The organism is Bradyrhizobium sp. 137 (assembly GCF_023074095.1).
Lineage (GTDB): Bacteria > Pseudomonadota > Alphaproteobacteria > Rhizobiales > Xanthobacteraceae > Bradyrhizobium.
In genome coordinates this window covers 151,849-171,463 of sequence record NZ_JADPKU010000061.1, presented here as the reverse complement: position 1 = coordinate 171,463, position 19,615 = coordinate 151,849, and the positions used below count along the sequence as shown (strand labels likewise).

At 64.0% G+C, this 19,615-nt stretch carries 18 protein-coding genes and 1 pseudogene; 7 read left to right on the top strand and 12 right to left on the bottom strand.

All coding sequences use genetic code 11. From position 1 onward, the window contains the following. Positions 1-67: 67 nt before the first annotated feature. The 4 genes from IVA78_RS18965 to IVA78_RS18950 form a co-directional block, all read right to left on the bottom strand. Complete coding sequence (locus IVA78_RS18965) at positions 68-988, bottom strand: MBL fold metallo-hydrolase (protein ID WP_247466954.1); 921 nt, start codon at positions 986-988, stop codon at positions 68-70. 184 nt (positions 989-1,172) lie between these two features. Continuing rightward, complete coding sequence (locus IVA78_RS18960) at positions 1,173-2,387, bottom strand: acyl-CoA dehydrogenase (RefSeq protein WP_247466951.1); 1,215 nt, start codon at positions 2,385-2,387, stop codon at positions 1,173-1,175. A gap of 193 nt (positions 2,388-2,580) precedes the next feature. Further along, the gene (ribB, locus tag IVA78_RS18955) at positions 2,581-3,657 is read right to left on the bottom strand and encodes a 3,4-dihydroxy-2-butanone-4-phosphate synthase (RefSeq protein ID WP_024340298.1); all 1,077 of its coding nucleotides are present in this window, start codon (positions 3,655-3,657) and stop codon (positions 2,581-2,583) included. Positions 3,658-3,828: 171 nt separating this feature from the next. Then, positions 3,829-5,559 (bottom strand): cation:proton antiporter, encoded by a 1,731-nt coding sequence (locus IVA78_RS18950; protein WP_247279165.1) that lies wholly within the window; start codon positions 5,557-5,559, stop codon positions 3,829-3,831. Positions 5,560-5,626: 67 nt separating this feature from the next. Here IVA78_RS18950 and IVA78_RS18945 point away from each other — a divergent pair, with 67 nt between their 5' ends. From IVA78_RS18945 to IVA78_RS18930, 4 genes are all read left to right on the top strand, one after another. Beyond that, the gene (locus IVA78_RS18945; protein ID WP_247279164.1) at positions 5,627-6,154 is read left to right on the top strand and encodes a DUF3124 domain-containing protein; all 528 of its coding nucleotides are present in this window, start codon (positions 5,627-5,629) and stop codon (positions 6,152-6,154) included. A 52-nt stretch (positions 6,155-6,206) separates the two neighbouring features. Next, complete coding sequence (locus tag IVA78_RS18940) at positions 6,207-7,439, top strand: PLP-dependent aminotransferase family protein (RefSeq protein WP_247466948.1); 1,233 nt, start codon at positions 6,207-6,209, stop codon at positions 7,437-7,439. Between the two features lie 317 nt (positions 7,440-7,756). After that, entirely contained in the window at positions 7,757-8,209 is a 453-nt protein-coding gene (locus tag IVA78_RS18935) for a hypothetical protein (protein WP_247466946.1), read from the top strand. 86 nt (positions 8,210-8,295) lie between these two features. Next, positions 8,296-8,529, top strand: coding sequence for a hypothetical protein (locus IVA78_RS18930; protein ID WP_247466943.1), 234 nt, complete (start codon positions 8,296-8,298; stop codon positions 8,527-8,529). Positions 8,530-8,594: 65 nt separating this feature from the next. Here the strand turns inward: IVA78_RS18930 and IVA78_RS18925 are convergent, their stop codons facing one another. The 8 genes and pseudogenes from IVA78_RS18925 to IVA78_RS18890 form a co-directional block, all read right to left on the bottom strand. After that, complete coding sequence (locus tag IVA78_RS18925; protein ID WP_247466940.1) at positions 8,595-9,413, bottom strand: aldo/keto reductase; 819 nt, start codon at positions 9,411-9,413, stop codon at positions 8,595-8,597. Between the two features lie 133 nt (positions 9,414-9,546). Further along, complete coding sequence (locus tag IVA78_RS18920) at positions 9,547-11,121, bottom strand: alkaline phosphatase D family protein (protein WP_247466935.1); 1,575 nt, start codon at positions 11,119-11,121, stop codon at positions 9,547-9,549. Between the two features lie 190 nt (positions 11,122-11,311). Next, positions 11,312-11,731, bottom strand: a complete 420-nt coding sequence (locus IVA78_RS18915; RefSeq protein ID WP_247279158.1) for a hypothetical protein — start codon at positions 11,729-11,731, stop codon at positions 11,312-11,314. Between the two features lie 104 nt (positions 11,732-11,835). Further along, positions 11,836-12,837 (bottom strand): nitronate monooxygenase family protein, encoded by a 1,002-nt coding sequence (locus IVA78_RS18910; RefSeq protein WP_247279157.1) that lies wholly within the window; start codon positions 12,835-12,837, stop codon positions 11,836-11,838. Between the two features lie 98 nt (positions 12,838-12,935). After that, positions 12,936-14,554 (bottom strand): annotated as a pseudogene (locus IVA78_RS18905) (DHA2 family efflux MFS transporter permease subunit). Beyond that, positions 14,551-15,705: an HlyD family secretion protein gene (locus IVA78_RS18900; protein ID WP_247466932.1), complete on the bottom strand. Its 1,155-nt coding sequence runs from the start codon at positions 15,703-15,705 to the stop codon at positions 14,551-14,553. Before IVA78_RS18900 ends, IVA78_RS18905 begins: the two are co-directional and overlap by 4 nt. 191 nt (positions 15,706-15,896) lie before the next feature. After that, entirely contained in the window at positions 15,897-16,055 is a 159-nt protein-coding gene (locus IVA78_RS18895; protein ID WP_247279155.1) for a hypothetical protein, read from the bottom strand. A 14-nt stretch (positions 16,056-16,069) separates the two neighbouring features. Further along, complete coding sequence (locus tag IVA78_RS18890; protein WP_247279330.1) at positions 16,070-16,444, bottom strand: PRC-barrel domain-containing protein; 375 nt, start codon at positions 16,442-16,444, stop codon at positions 16,070-16,072. A 144-nt stretch (positions 16,445-16,588) separates the two neighbouring features. On the opposite strand from IVA78_RS18890, the gene IVA78_RS18885 reads away from it, so the two are divergent. The 3 genes from IVA78_RS18885 (at position 16,589) to IVA78_RS18875 (ending at position 19,249) form a co-directional block, all read left to right on the top strand. Then, a complete protein-coding gene (locus IVA78_RS18885) occupies positions 16,589-18,376 on the top strand; it encodes a thiamine pyrophosphate-requiring protein (protein WP_247466926.1) in 1,788 nt (595 codons plus the stop codon). Between the two features lie 8 nt (positions 18,377-18,384). Beyond that, positions 18,385-18,612, top strand: a complete 228-nt coding sequence (locus IVA78_RS18880) for a hypothetical protein (protein ID WP_130212842.1) — start codon at positions 18,385-18,387, stop codon at positions 18,610-18,612. An 85-nt stretch (positions 18,613-18,697) separates the two neighbouring features. Beyond that, positions 18,698-19,249: a DUF4142 domain-containing protein gene (locus IVA78_RS18875; RefSeq protein ID WP_247279153.1), complete on the top strand. Its 552-nt coding sequence runs from the start codon at positions 18,698-18,700 to the stop codon at positions 19,247-19,249. Positions 19,250-19,615 lie beyond the last annotated feature (366 nt).

Below are 19,615 nucleotides of genomic sequence, written 5' to 3'. Positions count from 1 at the left end.
TCTTGAGATTGTGGTGCGAAATACCCCGGGGTCGATGCTGCGCATCGCCCCGGATGACGAGGCCAGTCTAGCTCGCCATCCGGTACGTGCCGCCGATCACGGGATCGCCGTCCGTCGCAACCACGCCCCGCGCGACCAGGTCCTCCAGGTGCGCCAGCACGGAGTAGCCGGCGGCGGTCGTCAGCCTGGGGTCGATCCCGATATAGATCGCACGCACCATGGTCGGGATGTCGGTCTCGCCCTTGGCGAGGCGATGCAGGATCGAGGCCTCGCGCGCCTTGCGATGACGGATCAGGAAGCGCACGAAGCGCGGGCCGTCCGGAATCTCCGGGCCGTGGCCGGAGAAGTAGAGATCCTCCTCGCGGGACGCGAGACGGTCCAGCGAGTCCATATAGTCGATCATCGAGCCGTCGGGCGGCGCCACGATCGATGTCGACCATCCCATGACGTGATCGCCGACGAAGTTGAATTTCCGCTCGGGCCAGGCAAAGGCGAGATGGTTTGCGGTGTGGCCGGGCGTCGCCACCGCCTCGAGCCGCCAACCGGCGCCTTCGACAACGTCGCCATGGGCGATCCTGACATCAGGCGTGAAATCGCGATCGGCGCCAGATTCCGGATTGTGCTTCTCGCTCTCGAAGCGCGGGCGCGAGGCACGGTGCGGGCCTTCGGCATAAACGGGCGCGCTTGTTACCTGCTTGATCCGTGCGGTGTTGGGCGAGTGGTCGCGGTGGGTGTGGGTGACAAAGATATGGCTGACCGTCTCGCCGCGCACGGCCTCCAGCAGCGCCGCCGCATGCGCCTCGTCGTCCGGGCCGGGGTCGATGATGGCGACGTTGCCCTTGCCCACGATGTAGCTGACGGTGCCGGTGAAGGTGAACGGGCTCGGATTGTTACAGAGCACGCGCCGCACCCCGGGGCGGACCTCCTCGACGATTCCGGGCGTCAGCGGAAAGTTGCGGTTGAACGGGACGTCGTCATTGTCGGACATGGGACTTCCTGTGCACTGCCGAACCCTCGCCGTCATAACCCCGCGAAGGTGGGGTATCCAGTACGCCGCGGCGTCTGTGGCGAAAGGCGCGGTCTCTGGAATACTGGTTCGCCCGCCCCAGTGCGCAACTGCGCACAAGGCGGGCGATGACAGCTGAGCAAGATAATAGCCACGGAAGACGTGGCTAGAAAAACGCCTGAATGCCCGTGATCGCGCGGCCGAGGATCAGGGCGTGGACGTCGTGGGTACCCTCGTAGGTGTTGACCGTCTCGAGGTTCTGGACGTGGCGCATCACGTGGTACTCGATCGAGATGCCGTTGCCGCCGTGCATGTCGCGGGCGGTGCGGGCGATGTCGAGCGCCTTGCCGCAATTGTTGCGCTTCATGATCGAGATCATCTCGGGCGCGAACTTGCCCTCGTCCATCAGGCGGCCGACGCGAAGCGAGCCCTGAAGGCCGAGCGCGATCTCGGTCTCCATGTCGGCGAGCTTCTTCTGCACCAGCTGGGTCGCGGCAAGCGGCTTGCCGAACTGCTTGCGGTCGAGCGTGTACTGGCGGGCGCGGTGCATGCAGTCTTCGGCGGCGCCTAGCGCACCCCAGGAGATGCCGTAACGGGCGCGGTTGAGACAGCCGAACGGGCCCTTCAGGCCGGAGACGTTGGGCAGCAGCGCGTCCTCGGGAACCACGACCCCGTCCATCACGACCTCGCCGGTAATTGAGGCGCGAAGCGACAGCTTGCCGCCGATCTTCGGCGCGGAGAGGCCCTTCATGCCCTTCTCCAGCACGAAGCCGCGGATCTGGTTGTCGTGCGCCGCCGACTTGGCCCACACCACGAATACATCGGCGATCGGCGCGTTCGAGATCCACATCTTGCTGCCGGTGAGGCGATAGCCGTCCGAAACCTTCTCGGCACGGGTCTTCATGCCGGCGGGGTCGGAGCCGGCGTCGGGCTCGGTCAGGCCGAAGCAGCCGACCCACTCGCCGCTGGCGAGCTTCGGCAGGTATTTCTTGCGCTGGTTCTCGTCGCCATAGGCGTAGATCGGATACATCACCAGCGAGGACTGCACCGAGTTCATCGAGCGATAGCCGGAATCGACTCGCTCGATCTCGCGCGCGACGAGGCCATAGGCGACGTAGCTCGCATTAGCGCAGCCATATTCCTCCGGCAGGGTGATGCCGATCAGGCCGAGTTCACCCATTTCGTTGAAGATCTCGCGGTCCGTCTTCTCTTCGAGATAGGCCTGGGAGACACGTGGCAGCAGCTTGTCCTGAGCATAGGCGCGAGCGGTGTCGCGCACCATGCGCTCGTCTTCGGTGAGTTGCTCGTCGAGCAGGAACGGATCGTCCCACTGGAATGAAGCCGCAGCCGGCTTGTCCTTGGCCTGAGGGCGCACGCTCATGAAACGTCCTTTCGCGTCTGGTTCCGTCATAAATTGCCGGACAAATTAGAGCGCCGCGGCAACAAGTGCAATTGCATCCTGGTTTCGATCATTCCGGTGCGAGGCGAAGCGTCGAACCCGGAATCTCCCGCTTCTACGACATCGAGATTCGAGGTCTCGCGCTTTCAGCGCAATCCCGGAATGACACTGCGTGTCAGCTTTCGAGCTGCTCGTTGGCGACGATCTCGATGCCGAAGCCCGACAGGCCTTTGTAGTCGTGCACCGAGGACGTGAGGTGCCGGATCGAAGTGACGCCGAGATCGCGCAGGATCTGCGCGCCGACGCCGACCTCACGCCATTGGCGGTTGCGGTCGGCTTCCGTGGACGACTCGTCCGGCAGCGGCGCGACGGGCACACCGGCTGCGCCGTCGCGCAGGTAAACCAGCACGCCACGGCCGGATTTCTTGAAATGCTCGAGCACTGCCGCCATGCGCTTATGCCCCGTGAAAGTGTCCTTGACGATGTTCGGCTTGTGGAAGCGCGTCAGCACGTTCTTGCCGTCGCCAACGCCATTGTAGACGAAGGCGACGTGGGCGATGGAATCGAACGGCGAGCGGTAGGCATAGCCCTGCAAGGGTCCGATCGGGCTCTCGGTGACGAAGGTCGAGACCCGCTCGATCAGCTTCTCGCGCGCCTGGCGGTAGGCGATCATATCCGCGATGGTGACGTGCTTGAGCTTGTGCTCGGCGGCGAAGCGGGCGACTTGCTCACCCTTCATCACGCTGCCGTCGTCGTTCATGAGCTCGCTGATGACACCCACCGGCGGCAGGCCGGAGAGCTTGCAGAGGTCAACCGCGGCTTCAGTGTGGCCGGAGCGCAGCAGCACGCCGCCGTCCTTGGCAATCAGCGGGAAGATGTGGCCAGGCCGGGCGAAGTCGTTAGCGCCGACATTGGGATTGGCCAGCGCGCGACAGCACGAGGCACGTTCCTCGGCCGAGATGCCGGTGCCGCCATCGGGCTTGTAGTCGATGGAGACCGTGAACGCGGTGGTGTGCGCCGAATCGTTGTGGGCGACCATCGGATCGAGCCGCAGACGGCGCGCGTCCTCGGTGGTCACGGGCGCGCAGACGATGCCGGAGGTGTGGCGGATGATGAACGCCATCTTCTCGGCGGTGCAGAGCGAGGCGGCGACGATCAGATCGCCCTCGCCCTCGCGATCCTCATCATCGGTGACGACGACGAGCTCGCCTCGGGCAAAGGCCTGCAAGACTTCCTGAACGCTGTCGGGCATTTCCCAATCTCTATTGGTTATGGCCGGGAGGCTTAGCCGGACTTGGCCCGGGGCGCTAGTCTCCCCAGCGCAACCACATATGCCGGGCGGCAGGCCTGCCAGGGTAATTCAGGCTTGCAGCGAAGATATCAAGGATATAGGCCGCGAGCGCCGGAGAGGAAGGCCGGCCGGTCAGGGCAGCACTTCGCGCCGCTCGCCGAGCCGTTGATCGAGCTCGGCGCGCTTGTCGGCCAGAAGGCCGGCCTGGGCGGCTTCGATCACCGTGAACAGCTCGTGGGCGTCGCTGAGCCGGGTCACCGTGACATAGCTGGCGCCGGCCTCGTAGAGCTCGCCGACGTCAGCCAGGAGGTCGGCCGTGGCCACGATCAGGGCGGTGGGGTTGAGCGCGCGGACGTGGCGGACCAGCTTCTCGTTGGTGGCGCCTTTCAGCAGCGAATCCGGCACACTGAGGATGATGATCTCGGACTTGCCGATGCCGGCATGGAGGAGCGTGTCGACATTGCTGATGTCGCCATAGATCACGTGCAGTCCCCGCGAGAGCAGGGTCTGGTACACATTCGGGTTGAAATCGACCACCGTGATCTGCTCCAGCAGCACCGGAGCCTGCCGCTCGATCTCGGCTAGCAGCGCGCTCGCCGCACGGAAAAAGCCGAGGATGACGATGCGGCGGGCCTCGCCGTGCCCGCCCTCATGGGCCTCCTCGGCATGGCCACTGCCATGATCGAGGTCGCGCAGGCCAATCCGCTTCAGGGGCCCGATCATCCAGCGGGTGATCTCGTCACTGCGCGTCATCACGAAGGTCGAGAGCACGGCCAGAACCACGAAGGCAAAGGAGGCCGCGTTCGCCGTCTCGGCTGCGATGTGGTGGTCGGCGATGCCGGTCTGGATCACCACCAGCGAGAACTCGGAGATCTGGGCGAGGTTGAGGGCCGGCAACAGGCTGGCGCGCAGCCCCTGTTTCATCAGATAAAGCGGGGTAAAGGTGGTGACGAGGCGGCTCACCACGGTAAACGCCGCGATCATCAAAGCGAGCCCGATCACGGAGAGGCCGGGCACGGGGATGGTCATGCCGAGTGCGACGAAGAACAGGGTGATGAAGAAGTCGCGAAGCGTGGTGACCTTGGCCGTGACGTCGAGCGCATAGGGAAAGGTCGAAAGCGAGACGCCGGCGATCAGGGCGCCCATCTCGCGCGACAGCGACAGCCGCTCCGCCATCTCCGCGACAAGAAAGCACCAGGCCAGCGCGCCGAGCAGGATCAGCTCGGGCCGCCGGGCGATCTGGTGAAACAGGCGCGGCAGCACATAGCGGCTGACCAACAGCGCGGCAGCGACCAGCACCGCGACGCGGCCGATCGAGAGCAGGATGACGCTGACTTGCAGATTAGCCAGGCTCGGCTGCACCGCCAGGAACAGGATGGCGAAGATATCCTGGAGCACCAGCACGCCGAGGGTGATGCGGCCCGGCAGCGTGTCGAGCTCGCGCTTCTCGTAGAGCACCTTGACGATGATGACGGTGCTCGACAACGCGCAAGCGACGCAGAGATAGACCGCATCGAAATGCCCGCCGCCGAGGGACAAGCCAATGCCGACGAAGAACAGAACCCCGAGCAGGCAGCCCCCGAGCAGCTGGCCGCCTGCCGCGAACAGGATCACCTTTCCCGCCCGCACGATCTTCTTCAGGTCGATCTCCAGCCCGATCATGAACAGCATGAAGATCAGGCCGAGCTCCGAGATGACGCTGATCGATTCCTGCGATTTGACCCAGCCGGCGCCGAATGGACCTATGCAGAAGCCGGCGATAAGGTAGGCCAGGATCAGGGGCTGCCGGGAGAAATGGGCGAGCAGGCCCAGCATCCAGGCAAACAGAATACAGAGAGTGATGTCGCGAATGAGCTCGTGCATGCCAAATTGGTCCGTTTTGCCGCACCCTAGAGATGGGTCGCGGTGCGGCAAGCGAGCAATTCGTCACATGCGCGAAGGGCTCTTCGCAGCAATGCTGCTATGCCCCCTCGCCTATGCCGTGCCCGCCGCCGCGCAATCGAAAATCAGTATCGAACAAAGCTTTGCCGATTCGCTCACCGCGCTGCCGAAGGACGAACTCGCCGTATCCGGCGGGTTCTACGTGCCCGCCTATTCCAGCGTCGCGATGAGCCAGGGCAAGCTGCGTGTCGACTTCTCGGTGACGCTGAGCGTGCATAACGCCTCCGAGACCCAGCCGCTGGTGGTCAAACGCATCGCCTATTTCGACACCGCAGGCAAGCAGGTCGAGAGCTATCTGAAGGCGCCGGTCGCCTTGAGACCGCTCGCCACCGTCTCGATCTTCATTCCGACCGACGACGTACGCGGCGGGACCGGAGCCAATTTTCTCGTCGACTGGGCCGCAACAAGCGAGATCGCCGAGCCCGTGGTCGAAGCCTTGATGGTTGGCGGCGTCGCCAATGCGCATTACGCTTTCATCAGCCAGGGACGTCCGACCCGGACGGCCGGCAAGAAGTAAGACAGGCCGGTGCAACGTCGGCCGCCCAACAAGAACAAGACGAGGAACGCCCATGACGTCCAGCTTCGACTTCGCACCCCTGTTTCCCGCGGGGCTGCCTGCCCCCTCCGCGCGCTGGACGGGCCTTGCCAAATACAGCTTCATCGGCGGCAACAACGACTCCGAACAGGTGCCGCTCGAGGGCCTGATCGAGGCGACAAACCTGGCACTACGGCGCGAGGGCCGCTCGCTCGCCACCTATGGGCTGGCGCATGGACCTCAGGGGTATTTGCCCTTGCGCGAATTCCTGGTGACAAAGCTCAAGCGCGATGCCGGCATCACCTGCACGGTCGACGACCTCCTGATCGTCTCCGGCTCGCTTCAGGCGCTCGATCTCGTCAACGCCACGCTGCTAGCGCGCGGCGACACCGTCATTTTCGAGCAGGAGAGCTATCAGGGCTCGCTGACTCGCCTGGCGCGGCTCGGCGTCAACGTGGTGGGCATCCCCCTCGACAAGGACGGCATGCGCATGGACGTGCTGGCCTCCACGCTCGCCGATCTGAAGAACCGCGGCATCCGGCCGAAATACATCTACACGATTCCGACCGTGCAGAACCCGACCGGCAGTATCATGCCGGAGAGCCGACGCGCCGAGCTGCTGCGCCTGTCATCCGAATACGGCGTGCCGATCTTCGAAGACGATTGCTATGCCGACCTCGTCTGGTCCGGGCAGCGGCCGCCGGCGATCCATGCCATGAGCCGAAACGGCGGCGTGATCCATATCGGCTCGTTCTCGAAATCGATCGCGCCGGCGCTGCGCGTCGGCTTCGTCGTAGCGCCCTGGGATGTGATGTCGCGAATGCTGGCGCTGAAGACCGATGCCGGCTCGGGCGCGCTGGAGCAGATGGTGCTCGCGACCTATTGCAAGCCGCACTTCGCGAGCCATGTGCCGGCACTGACGAAAGCGTTGCGCACCAAGCTCGATACGTTAATGGAGGCCCTCAACGAGCAGTTCGGGACGGCGGCCGAGTTCGAGGAGCCCAAGGGCGGCATCTTCCTCTGGGTGAAACTGCCCGACCAGGTCGATACGCTCAAACTGTATCAAGCCGCGCTTGCCGCCGGCGTCTCGATCAATCCGGGGCCGGAATGGTCGACCAACAAGAACCATTCCAGCTCGCGACTAAGGCTCTGCTTTGCGAGCCCCACGCATCAGCAGATCCGTGAGGGTGTCGCCGTACTGGCCGAGGTTTGCCGCAAGGAATTTGGCGTGCCGGCCCGCAGTGCCAACGTCGAGAGGAGGGCCTGATACCACGCCACCTGGGACTGGCCGCCGCGGATGCGGAGGCTAGCCGCAGCAAGAGGCAGCAAGAGGACGACCGAGACGTTGCCCTTACCGGCCTCGATCTGGGCGACGTAGCGCTCGAAAATCCCTTCGCCCCGCAAGATTGACGACTTGATTCAGCATTGGTCTATCCACGTTCGCCTTCGGAAAGTGCATGCTACCCGGAAACGGCCGCCCTCATTGACCCGGATCCGATTCGCGCGCGATCGGCAGCCAGCGTGGGCGGCCGTGAGCGGGATGCTCTTCTTTGGAATTCTACGAGGCGGAGGGCTTGCCAGGACATGACGCGTTGCTTGAGCCGCTGGATCGCGGCTGCGCTGCCGTGGGTCGCACTCGTGTCCGCGGCGCATGCCGAGACGCTTGCGGTAAGGGTCGAACAATGGGGCCTGCTCGGCTCTTGGGCCGTCGACTGCGCGGCTCGGCCCGACCGCGACAAGGGCGCGCTATTGACTTACGAGATCAGGAAGGACGGCCGGGTGATGTACCGGCGCAACTTCGGCGACGCCAAGGACGAGAGCGAGGTCGTCTCCGCTACGGTCAATGCCGAAGGCCTGCTCAGTGTGATGATGTTCTTCCCCTCGCTCCATCAGACGCGCGAATTCGGACTCCTCTTGCAGAAGGATGGCAGCCTGCGCGCGATCTACAATCGCAGCGAGCGCGGCGAGTACACGATCAGAGACGGCAAATACGTCGCGACCGGCGCGCCAACACCGGCACAGCAACGCTGTGATTAACAGCCGTTCAGAATTCTCCCGCCGTTCCTCCGGAACGTTCGCGTGCATGCACGGTTTAGATGTGCATTCGATTGGAGGAGGACATCATGAAGAAGCTTGGTTATGTGGTTGCAGCTCTCGGCGCGATCGTGATCGCAGCGCCGACGCTGGCGAGCGCCGAGACGGTGGTGATCAAGCGCGGTCATCATCATCACGGCCCGTACGGTGCCCGCGCCGAATACGGCATGCATCGTGACCACGGCTTGCATCGCGGCTGGCACCATCGCGGCGACAAGGTCGTCGTGATCAAGCGCAGTCATCGCCATCATCACTGGGACTAAAGCGCAACGCAGCATGGAAATGGCCCCTCGCGGGCCATTTCTTTGCGTTCGAAAGCACTCCAGGGCTAATCCCACGCCGGCGCGAAGCCGGGATTGACGCAGCGCCTGTCCTTCGGCAGTGCGGCGATCTTGTCGCGGTCGGCATCGTCGAGCGTGATCTTCAGGGCATCGAGATTGGCCTGCTGGCTCTCGCGCCGCGACGCCTTCGGGATCGCCACGACGCCGTCTTGATCGAGCAACCATTTCAGCGCCACTTGAGCCGCAGTCGCGTTGTGCTTAACCCCGATCTCGCTCAGCACCGGATCCATTGCGAAGCGCCCCTGCGCCAGCGGGCAATAGGCGACCAGCGGAATGCTCCTGGCATTGAGATAGGTCAGCACCTTCGATTGATCGAGCATGGCGTGATATTCGACCTGGTTGCAGGCGATTGGCGCCTTGATGTCCTCGACGGCAATCTTGAGCAGCGCGGTGGTAAAGTTCGCAACGCCGATCGCCCGCGTCCGCCCCTCCTCCTTGAGCTTCATCAGGGTCTCGAACACCGCGCCCCAATTGGCGAATTTCGACGGCCAGTGCACGAGATAGAGGTCGACATGGTCGAGCCTGAGCTTCTTCAGGCTGGCGTCGAAAGCGCGACGGATCGCCTCCGGTGCCAGATTCTCGTGCCAGACTTTTGTGGTGACGTGCAGTTCGCCGCGCGGCAGGCGGGAAGCGGCGATGGCCGAACCGATCGACTCCTCATTGGCGTACATCTCGGCGGTGTCGATGTGGCGATAGCCAATCGACAGCGCGCTCTCGACCGCGGCGCGGCAGGCATCGCCCTGCATGCGGAAGGTGCCGAGGCCGAGCTTGGGCATGCTGATGCCCTGTGTCTGCAGATGGTGCATGAAACAGACTCCTGACGTAGTTCATCGCGCCAGACGCGCGGTGATAGACTCTTCGCTGATGGAAAGGAAGTGGCGGGAGTAGCGACCATAGCGCGGGAGACGCCGGGCGGCCAATCAAGATCGAGTTAATGGCCTACGAATGCTGCGCCACGACGGCCGGTCGTGGCTGCTGCTGCGGCTGGATATCGACTGACCAGAGATCGCGATTCTCGACGTCCTTCAAGGTCACTCTCATCACACCGCTGCGGCCGTCGATGTCGACCCGGCCGAAGAACTGCAAGCCGAAGCACGGCGCCAGATTCTCGCCCTGCGCAGCGCTACAGCCGTGCTGGTACATTGCGACCGGACCAAAGGTGTCATCGAGTTCGCCCGGGCCCCAGGTGCCGGCATGCAGCGGGCCGGAGACGAACTCCCAGAACGGATCGAAGTCGTGGAATTGCGCCTTGTTAGGATCGTAGTAGTGCGCGGCGGTGTAGTGCATATCGGCAGTGAGCCAGACGATGTTGCGGATTCCGGCGCGCTTGATGAACGCCAGCAGATTGGCGATCTCGTGCTCACGCCGGTCGGGCGGCCCACTGCCGAGCGCAACGGCGTCCAGGCTGATCAGGCCGATCGGCAAATCGGCCGCAATCACCTTCCAGGTCGCGCGTGAGGCAGCGAGCTCGCGCTTCAACCAGGCGAGCTGCTCGGTGCCGAGGATCCAGCCGCGATGGTCGCTTCCCTTATTCCAGGTGCCATCGCGATAACTCCGCATGTCGATCATGAAAACGTCGAGCAGCGGGCCGTAAGCGATCTTGCGATAGACCCGACCCTGCCGCGCGCCAACGTCGCGGATCGGCATGAAATCGAAGAACGCGCGGCGGGCGCGCGCGACCAAGAGCGGCGTGCCGTCGTGCTCGTAACCGGCGGCGTCGTAGCTGCCGGTCGGCGACCAGTCGTTGGTGACCTCGTGATCGTCCCACTGCGCGAACATCGGCACCTCGGCATGGAAGGCGCGAAAGTGTTCGTCGAGGTGGTTGTATTTGTAATTGCCGCGGAACTGCGCCAGCGTGTGCGCGACCTCGGATTTTTCCTTGGTGACGATGTTGCGCCAAATTTCGCGGTTCGGCAGGTTTTGTTCGGCAGGAATGGTGCAGTCCGCATAGATGTGGTCGCCGGAGTGGATGAAGAAATCCGGGCGGTTGTCGAGCATGGTGCGATAGCTGCGATATCCGCCGCGCGAGACGTCGATGCCCCAGCCCTGCCCCGCGGTGTCGCCGGACCACAGGAACGAGATCGACTGGCCCGCGGCCGGTGCGGTGCGAAAATGGCCGACGCGGCTTTCGCCGGCAATCCCGGTCGCGATGTCGTCGAAGCGGACGCGATAGAAGATGTCCTGCCCGGGAGGCAGATCCTTCAGCAGCAGTTTTGAGGTGAAATCGGCCTCGGGCAGCGCATCGCCGGAGGCCAACGCGACGATCGCCTTGAAGCTCTCGAGGGTCGAGCACTCCACCTGCATCCGCGCCGCTCGGTCGGCGCGCGCCCAGATCACGGCGGAGCCGCCAGAGACATCGCCGGACTGGATGCCGCTCGTGATCTGCGGACGGTCGGCAGCGCGACTGAGATGCGGCTTTGCGAGCGTCCCAAGCGAGGCGACGGCGAGACTGGAGGTTGAATGGACCAAAAATTGCCGCCGGGTCCAGGCCCGCGCGGCGCGGAGCGTTGCCATTCAGGAAACCTTCGTCGAATCGCAACGAAAGGTGCCTGCGCTCCTTGACTCTATCCTGACGGTTTCTTGACTTCGCGCCTACGATTTTGCGACGCGCGCATGACGGTTTCGACTGGCAAGCGTAACCACGGTGCAGATGCGCTTCCTCGCCCGCTTGCGGAGGCGAGGTGAAGAGGCAGCAGCGCTGCGACTAACGCTTCCAATTGCAGATGCCGCCGGAGCGGCACGGCCAGGTCTGGATGCGCGTGTCCCTTGCCTGCGCGTCCAGCGGATTGCCGTGGCGATGTGAGAGTTTGGTGCGCGCCGTACCGCGCGGCTGGGCGCTCCGGGCATGCCCGACCTTGGGCTCGGCCACGTGCACGCGTTCGGCGGCAACCTTCTTCGGCACGTCCATCGGCTCGGCGCGCGCCTGCGCCTCGTTGCCGCCGCGTGCCTCCAAAGCGACCGGCGCGAACTGCGTCTCCGGGCCAAGCCGCTTCGGCGACAGTACGGCCTTGGACAGATCGAGACCCAGATATTCGTCAGGCTTGTAGCCGTCAGCATGCGCGAGGTCCGCCCCTGCGAGCACGAGCGCCACGGCAATTGCAAAGGGAACGCTTTTCAGGACCACGAGCACCTCCTGAAATTGATGAAGGGGTAATTTAGCCCTATTTAGGAGGCGCCACGCGCAATTCCAGCGGCCAATTGCCGCCGTGGTTAAGAAGTTTGGCGGAGTCAGGCGACTTTTCGCGTCGTCTCCGTCCCATCCAGGAACCCCATCAGGCGGCTGCGGATGATGGTTTCCGCCTCACTCATGATGCGGTCGACGAGCTCCTTGCAGGAGGGAATGTCGTGGATGAGGCCTGCGACCATGCCGCAGCTCCAGGCGCCCGCGTCCATCTGACCATCCAGCATGATCCTGGGATAGACACCCGCGACCTGGTCGTGAATGTCGTCGATGGTGAGCTTGGTGCCCTTCTCGCGCTCGATCTCGAGCAGGCGATCGACATTGGCGTTCTTCAGGACGCGCTCGGTATTGCGCAGCGCCCGCATGATCAGGCGGGTGTCGAGTTCGGTGGCGGCGACCAGCGCGTTCTTGACGTTCTGATGCACCGGCGCTTCCTTGGTGGCGATGAAGCGCGTGCCCATGTTCATGCCGGCTGCGCCGAGTGATAACGCCGCGACCAGGCTGCGCCCGTCGGCCATGCCGCCAGAGGCGACGAAGGGAATCTTCAACTCTTCCGCCGCGCGCGGCAGCAGGATCATGTTGGGAATGTCGTCCTCGCCGGGATGGCCGCCGCATTCAAAGCCGTCGACGCTGACGGCGTCGCAGCCGATCCGCTCCGCCTTCAGGGAGTGGCGCACCGAGGTGCATTTGTGGATGACCTTGATGCCGGCCGCCTTCAGCGCCGGCATGTATGCTTCCGGGCTGCGGCCCGCGGTCTCCACTGCTTTGATGCCACCTTCGACGATGGCCGCGATGTATTCCGGATAAGGCGGCGCCGAGAAGGTCGGCAGGAAGGTGAGATTCACACCGAACGGCTTGTCCGTCATGTCGCGGCAGCGCGCGATCTCCTTGGCCAGCAGCTCGGGCGTCTTCTGCGTGAGCCCGGTGATGATGCCGAGCCCGCCGGCATTGGAGACGGCGGCGGCCAGCTCGGCAAAGCCGACGAAATGCATGCCGCCCTGGATGATCGGGTGCTCGATGCCGAACAGTTCGGTGATCGCGGTCTTCACGTCAGTTTCCTCCCAGGGCTTTGCTTGATGTCAGGTTCAGTCTAGCCGCAGTCTCGTGCCGCGGTCACCCTTTCTCTCTGAACGGGGCGGAGAGCCCGTCAGTGCCCCCGCGCCGGCGCGCGCAAATCGATCCTGCGGAGCACGGCTGCGGTGGGGATCATCAGCAGGGCGACAATGGCAAGCGTCCAGAACACGTCGATATAGGCGAGGAGGTCGATCTGCTGCTGCAAGGTTTTGCCGACCCATGCGACCGCCTGCGACGCGGCATCGCTTGCATTGGAGCCCTGCGCTTGGAAGTAACGCGTCATGGCGTCGATGGTCTGCTGGTAGCCGAGATCGGACGGCGCGGCATGCTCGATCAGGCGGCTCTGGTGGAATTGCTGGCGCTGCGCCAGAATGGTCTGCGCCAGCGCGACACCCATGGAGCCGCCGATATTGCGGGCGACATTGATCAGCGCCGAGGCCTGGTTGGTCCTGTCCGGCGGGATGCCGTCATAGGAGGCGGTCGTCACCGGCAGGAACAGGAAGGGGAGACCGAGCGCAAGGAAGATGCGCGACAGCGCAGCGTAGCCGTAGGTGATGTCGCCGGTCAGCCCGGTGAGATGCCACATCGAGAACGCGACGATGGCGGCACCACACATGATGAGATATTTCGGCTGCACGATGCCGACGAGGCGGCCGACCACCGGCATCAGCACCAGCGTCGCGACGCCACCGGGCGACAACGCGAGACCGGCCAGCATCGCGGTGTAGTTCAGCTCGGTCTGGAGCAGCTGCGGCAGGAGCTGCGTCGTCGAGATCAGCACCGCGCCGGTGCCGAGCATGACGAGGAAGCAGGCGGCGAACTGACGCCGGCCAAGCAGGCGAAGGTCGACGATGGGCTGCTCCCGCGTCAGCTCCCAGGGAATGAGCGAGAGCAGCGAGACAGTCGCGAGCACCGCGAAGACGACGATCATGTTCGATCCGAACCAGTCATTGCGTTGGCCTTCGTCGAGCACGAATTCGAGCGAGCCGAGCCCGATCGCGACGAGGGCGAAACCGACATAGTCGACACGCAGACCCTTGCTGAGCAGCTTCTCCCTCTCCTCCTCTGCGCCCGACGGCTCTTTGACCAGCGTGCCGACCAGGAACAACGACAGCAATCCCATGGGAACGTTGATCAGGAACACCCAGTGCCAAGTATACGTATCGGTAATCCAGCCGCCGAGCGTCGGCCCGATCACTGGCGCGACCACGACGGCGACGCCGTAGATGGCAAAGGCCTGACCACGCTTATGCGGTGGGAAGGAATCGGCGAGGATCGCCTGCTCGCTGGTCGCCATGCCGCCGCCACCAAGGCCTTGCAAGATCCGGAACAGTACAGCGATTGCAAATTCCAGGCGAAGCCGCACAGGAGCGACGCGATCGAGAACGTCGCGACGCACATCATGTAGAAGCGCTTGCGGCCGATCACGGTCGACAGCCAGCCCGAGATCGACAGCACGATGGCGTTGGCGACGAGATAGCTGGTGATGACGTAGGTGCTCTCGTCGATGCCGACCGCGAGCCCGCCGGCAATGTGGCGCAATGCGACGTTGGCGATGGTGGTGTCGAGCACCTCCATGAAGGTCGCGATCGAGACCACGAAGGCGATCAGATAGGGATTGTGCCCGCCCGCCGCCGACCGCTCCGGCGACCAACCGCCGGCGGCCGCGCCGCCTTGCGCGACGTCCGTCATCGCACCCTGGTCCAGGGCACGACCGACATGCCCGGTCCGACCGGCAGATCGGGCGGCCAGTTGTCGACCACGATCTTTACCGGCACACGCTGCACCACCTTGACGTAGTTGCCGGTGGCATTCTCCGCCGGCAGCAGGCTGAACGCGGTGCCCGAACCCGGTTGCACCGAATCGACGTGGCCGGTCAGCTTGCGGCCGGGATAGGCATCGATGCGTATCTCTACCGGCTGGCCCGACCGCATGTCGTTGAGCTGGGTCTCTTTATAGTTGGCCACGATCCACACCTGGTCGGGCACGAACATCATCAGGCTCTGCCCGGCGGTGACGAATGTGCCCTTCGCGCCGGAGAGCTTGACGACGCGACCGGACTGCGCCGCAACGACGCTGGTATATTGCAGGTTCAGCTTGGCCTGATCGAGCTGCGCCTGCGATTGCCCGAGCTGCGCCTTGGCGCCTTCGAGCTGCGCTTGTAGCGATTTGATGCTCAGTTGCGCGGCCGTCACCGCGGTCTTGGCGCGCTCGGTGTTGGCCTGCTGCGCCTGAAGGTCGGAACGGGTCTGTTGCTGGCGCTGCACGGTTCCGGCTCCCTTTTCGGCCAGATCCTGGGCGCGCGCGAATTCTTCCTGCGAGAACTGGAGTTGCGCCTGAGCCTGTTCGAGCTGCGCCTGGGCCTGCTTGATCTGCTCCTGCTGGGAGTCGATTTGCGCCCCGACATTGGCGATGTTCGCTTTGGCCGCCGCGACCTGCGCATTGGTTTGATCGATGGCGATGCGATAGTCGCGCTCGTCGAGCTTGGCGAGAAGGTCGCCGGCATTGACGTGCTGGTTGTCTGTGACCGGGATGTCGGTCACGTAACCGCCGACCTTCGAAGCCACCGAAAAACTGCGCGCGGCGACGAAAGCGTCGTCGGTGGACTCGTAATGGCGGACCTCAAGCCAGTAGAGCAGACCGCCGACGAGCGCCGCGATCAGTACGATGGCGCCGACAGTTGCTAACAGCCAATGCTGGCGAAGCCTCGCGCGCAACGGCGGCGCCGGTTCGCCCGACTGCTCTTTGACGTCGCGGGATCGATCAGGATTCGTTCTCGGAGCTTCTTTCGTCCGCTGCGGCTGCTCCGCGGACGGCCGACGCTCCCGGGTTTGAGCATCCACGCTGACCACCTTTTGTCGGGACTACCGGCCGCAAGCCAATTGAGCCAAGCTTGCGCGCCGGCAGCCCAACCGCAGCGCCGAAGCATGGTTCCGACTTGCTGGAGCACCGCTGTCATTCGTGAATGCGGTGCTCAGAAAAAGCGCAGCACCGCCGCGCTGCGCTTCTCGATCGCTCTTACGGAAAGTGGACGTTAGTGCGTCTTGGTCTCGTGCCATTTCTCGAGGTCGGGCTTTACTTTGTCCGATCCCTGCTCTTTTTCCGGATTGCCCTTCCAAGGCTTGTCCGTCTGCCTGTGCGAACCCCAGTCGTTCTGAGTCCGGGGATCATCGGTCGGCCGTTCCTTACTCATCGCATCGTCCTTTGCTACGCGAAGGGGACGCCGTAATAGGCATTGATACCGCGTACGGCAGCGTCATCACCCCAGTTCCACTCAGCCTTCTCACCATATTTCGGAGCGCCTTCCAGATCCTTCGCGGTAATCGCGGTAACATAGCCGCCAAGCTCGGTGTCGTATTTCAGGGACTGCCAGGGCAACGGGTAATGATCATTGCCGAGGCCGAGAAATCCGCCGAAGCCAAGCACTGCGTAAGAGACCTTGCCGCTGATCTTGTCGATCATGACGCGTTCGATTGAACCGATCCGGTTTCGATCGGCCCCATAGACCGATGTTCCTTCGACCTTGTCGCTTCCGATCAGCCGGCCCATCTCGTTTTGGTCCAGTTCACCCTGATTCAGCATCGTAATTCTCCACTCAGCCATTTGTGAATCAACGGCGCGAGGTCAGCGATCGTTCCGACGCGGTTCCGCAAGAGCCAAGGAACATCGCCGAAAACAACAGGTTCTCTGAGTCTACCCAGGTCCGAACCGAGAGAGCCGCCCCTAATGTCTCAGACCGTCTCAGACTTCATCGTTCAGCGCCTGCATCAATGGGGCGTGCGTCACATCTTCGGTTACCCCGGAGACGGCATTAACGGCGTGTTCGGCGCCATGAACCGGGCTGAAGGCAAGATCGGCTTCGTGCAGGCGCGGCACGAGGAGATGGCGGCATTCATGGCGACCGCCTACGCGAAATTCTCGGGCCAGCTCGGCGTCTGTATCGCGACCTCGGGGCCCGGCGCTTCGCACCTCGTCACTGGCCTCTACGATGCACTGCTGGATCACCAGCCGGTGCTCGCCATCGTCGGCCAGCAGGCGCGCAATGCGCTGGGTGGGAGCTACCAGCAGGAACTTGACCTGGTGTCGATGTTCAAGGACGTCGCCGGCGCCTATGTCGCACAAGCCTCTTCGCCCGCGCAGGTCCGGCACTTGATCGATCGCGGCGTGCGGATCGCCCTGGCGAGACGAGTCCCGACCGCGATCATCCTGCCAAACGACATCCAGGAGGAGCCTTACGAGGACCCGCCCCGTGCGCACGGCACGTTGCATTCCGGCATCGGCTACAGCGCGCCCAGCATCACGCCGCGTGACGCCGATCTCGACCGCGCGGCGGACATCCTCAATGCCGGCAATAAGGTTGCGATGCTCGTCGGGGCCGGCGCGCTTGGCGCCACCGATGAAGTCATCGCGGTCGCCGACCGGCTATCGGCCGGCTGCGCCAAGGCGCTGCTCGGCAAGGCCGCACTCCCCGACGAGCTGCCATGGGTCACCGGCTCGATCGGCCTGCTCGGCACCGAGCCCAGCTACAACATGATGATGGAATGCGACACGCTGCTGATGATAGGCTCCGCCTTTCCTTACGCCGAATTCCTGCCCAAGGAAGGTGCGGCGCGCGGCGTGCAGATCGATATCGATGCCAGCATGATGTCGATCCGCTTTCCGATGGAGGTCGGTCTCGTCGGCGATGCCGCCGACACATTGCGCGCGTTGCTGCCGCGGCTCGCGCCAAAGAGCGACGGCGCCTGGCGCAAGGCCATCGAGCAGGATGTCGCGACATGGTGGAAAACGCTGGACGACCGCGCGCATCAGCCCGCCGCGCCCGTCAATCCGCAGCTCGTTGCCTGGGAATTGTCTCCGCGCCTGCCCGACCGCGCCATCATCACCAGCGATTCCGGCTCCTGTGCCAACTGGTTTGCGCGCGACCTGAAGATGCGCCGCGGCATGACCGCCTCGCTTTCCGGCGGCCTCGCCTCGATGGGTGCAGCGGTGCCTTACGCGCTCGCCGCCAAATATGCCCATCCGGACCGACCTGTGATCGCATTGGTCGGCGACGGCGCCATGCAGATGAACAACATGGCCGAGTTGATCACGGCCGCGAAATACTGGCGCTCTTGGCGAGATCCGCACTTCATCGTCTGCGTCTTCAATAACGAAGACCTCAACCAGGTCACTTGGGAGCAGCGCATCATCAACGGCGATCCCAAGTTTGAAGCCTCGCAGCGCATTCCTGACGTCTCCTATTCACGCTTCGCTGAGCTGATCGGCCTGCGCGGCATCTTCGTCGACAGTCCCCAGCTGCTCGGCTCGGCCTGGGAGCAGGCGCTGGCGAGCGATATGCCTGTCGTCCTGGAAGTGAAAACCGATCCCGAGGTGCCGCCGCTGCCGCCGCACATCACTTTGCAGCAGGCGAAGAATTTCTCGCTCGCCCTGATGAAGGGCGATCCGAACGAAAGCGGAATGATCAAGGGAGCTGCGCGGCAGGTGTTGGAATCGATTCTGCCCGGAAAGCAATGAGGTGAACCATGAGTGACTTCCGCGATATTCAGCACGGCGTCAACGACCCGGTCGACGGCGTCGACGTGAAGTGGCATTTCAACGACAACCGGACACCGCATGAGCGGGCGCAGCGTCATGCCGACGTGCGCGCCGACGCCACCGCCGCGCCGGCCGAGCCGTTTCTGCCCGAGCGGCTTCGGCGCAAGCCGACCGACCCCATCAACCCGCGCACCGGGCGTAATCCCACGGACTAGTCGTTAGGAACCTCGGCCCTCGCGGCGTGTTGATCGGCGCAACACGGCGCGGCAGGTGGCCGCGCGACAATTGGAGAGACGGACCATGAAACGAACCATCGTCGCCATTGCTTGCGTGCTTCTCGCAGGTCCCGCATTGGCCCAATCGCTGGGCGAGAAGACCGGCGTCAATTCGGCACTCGGCGTCGCGCCGGCAACCGCCGACTTCGTCAAGGAGGTCGCCATCAGCGACATGTTCGAGATCGAGTCGGGCAAGCTCGCTGAGCAGAAGGGCAATGCGCAGGAGAAATCGTTCGCCCAGCAGATGGTGACCGATCACACCAAGACCAGCAGCGAACTGAAGGGACTGGTCGGCAACGGCAAGGTCCAGGCGACGCTGCCGACGGCGCTCGACAGTTCGCACCAAAGCAAGCTCGACAAGCTCAAGAGCGCGACCGGCAAGGACTTCAGTTCCGACTACAATTCCTACCAGGTCAGCGCCCATGAGGACGCCGTCTCCCTGTTCGAGCGGTATGCCAAGGGCGGCGATAATGCCGCGTTGAAGGATTGGGCCGGCAAGACGCTGCCGGCGCTCAAGCACCATCTCGACATGGCCAAGGAGCTCGGTAAGGCGCCGAGCGTCGGTCAGTCCAAGTAGGCAGCGGCCGAGGACGGCGGCTCCGCCGGCGTCCTCGTCTGAGCCACGACGCCATTCTCCGCACGTTGGATCGCAAATGCGGAGATCCTCAGGGCGCAGCAGGACAACACTTCGATATCGCGCCGGCACATTGCCACGCCGCGAGCGGAACGCTCGCGGCGGCTTCGCGCTTCCGCAACGGCGCAAGGAAATACGTCCACAGCTGAGCACGAGTTGATCAATCCCGTCAGCCGCTATCCGAAGCCGCCGAAGAAGCACTCGCAGCCCTGGCCGGGCCCTGCCGGCAACATGGAGCCGCGGCCGGATCATGGCGAGACCAGCTACTAAGGCTCCGGCCGGCTCGGCCGCCACAGGTCGCGCCCGGAG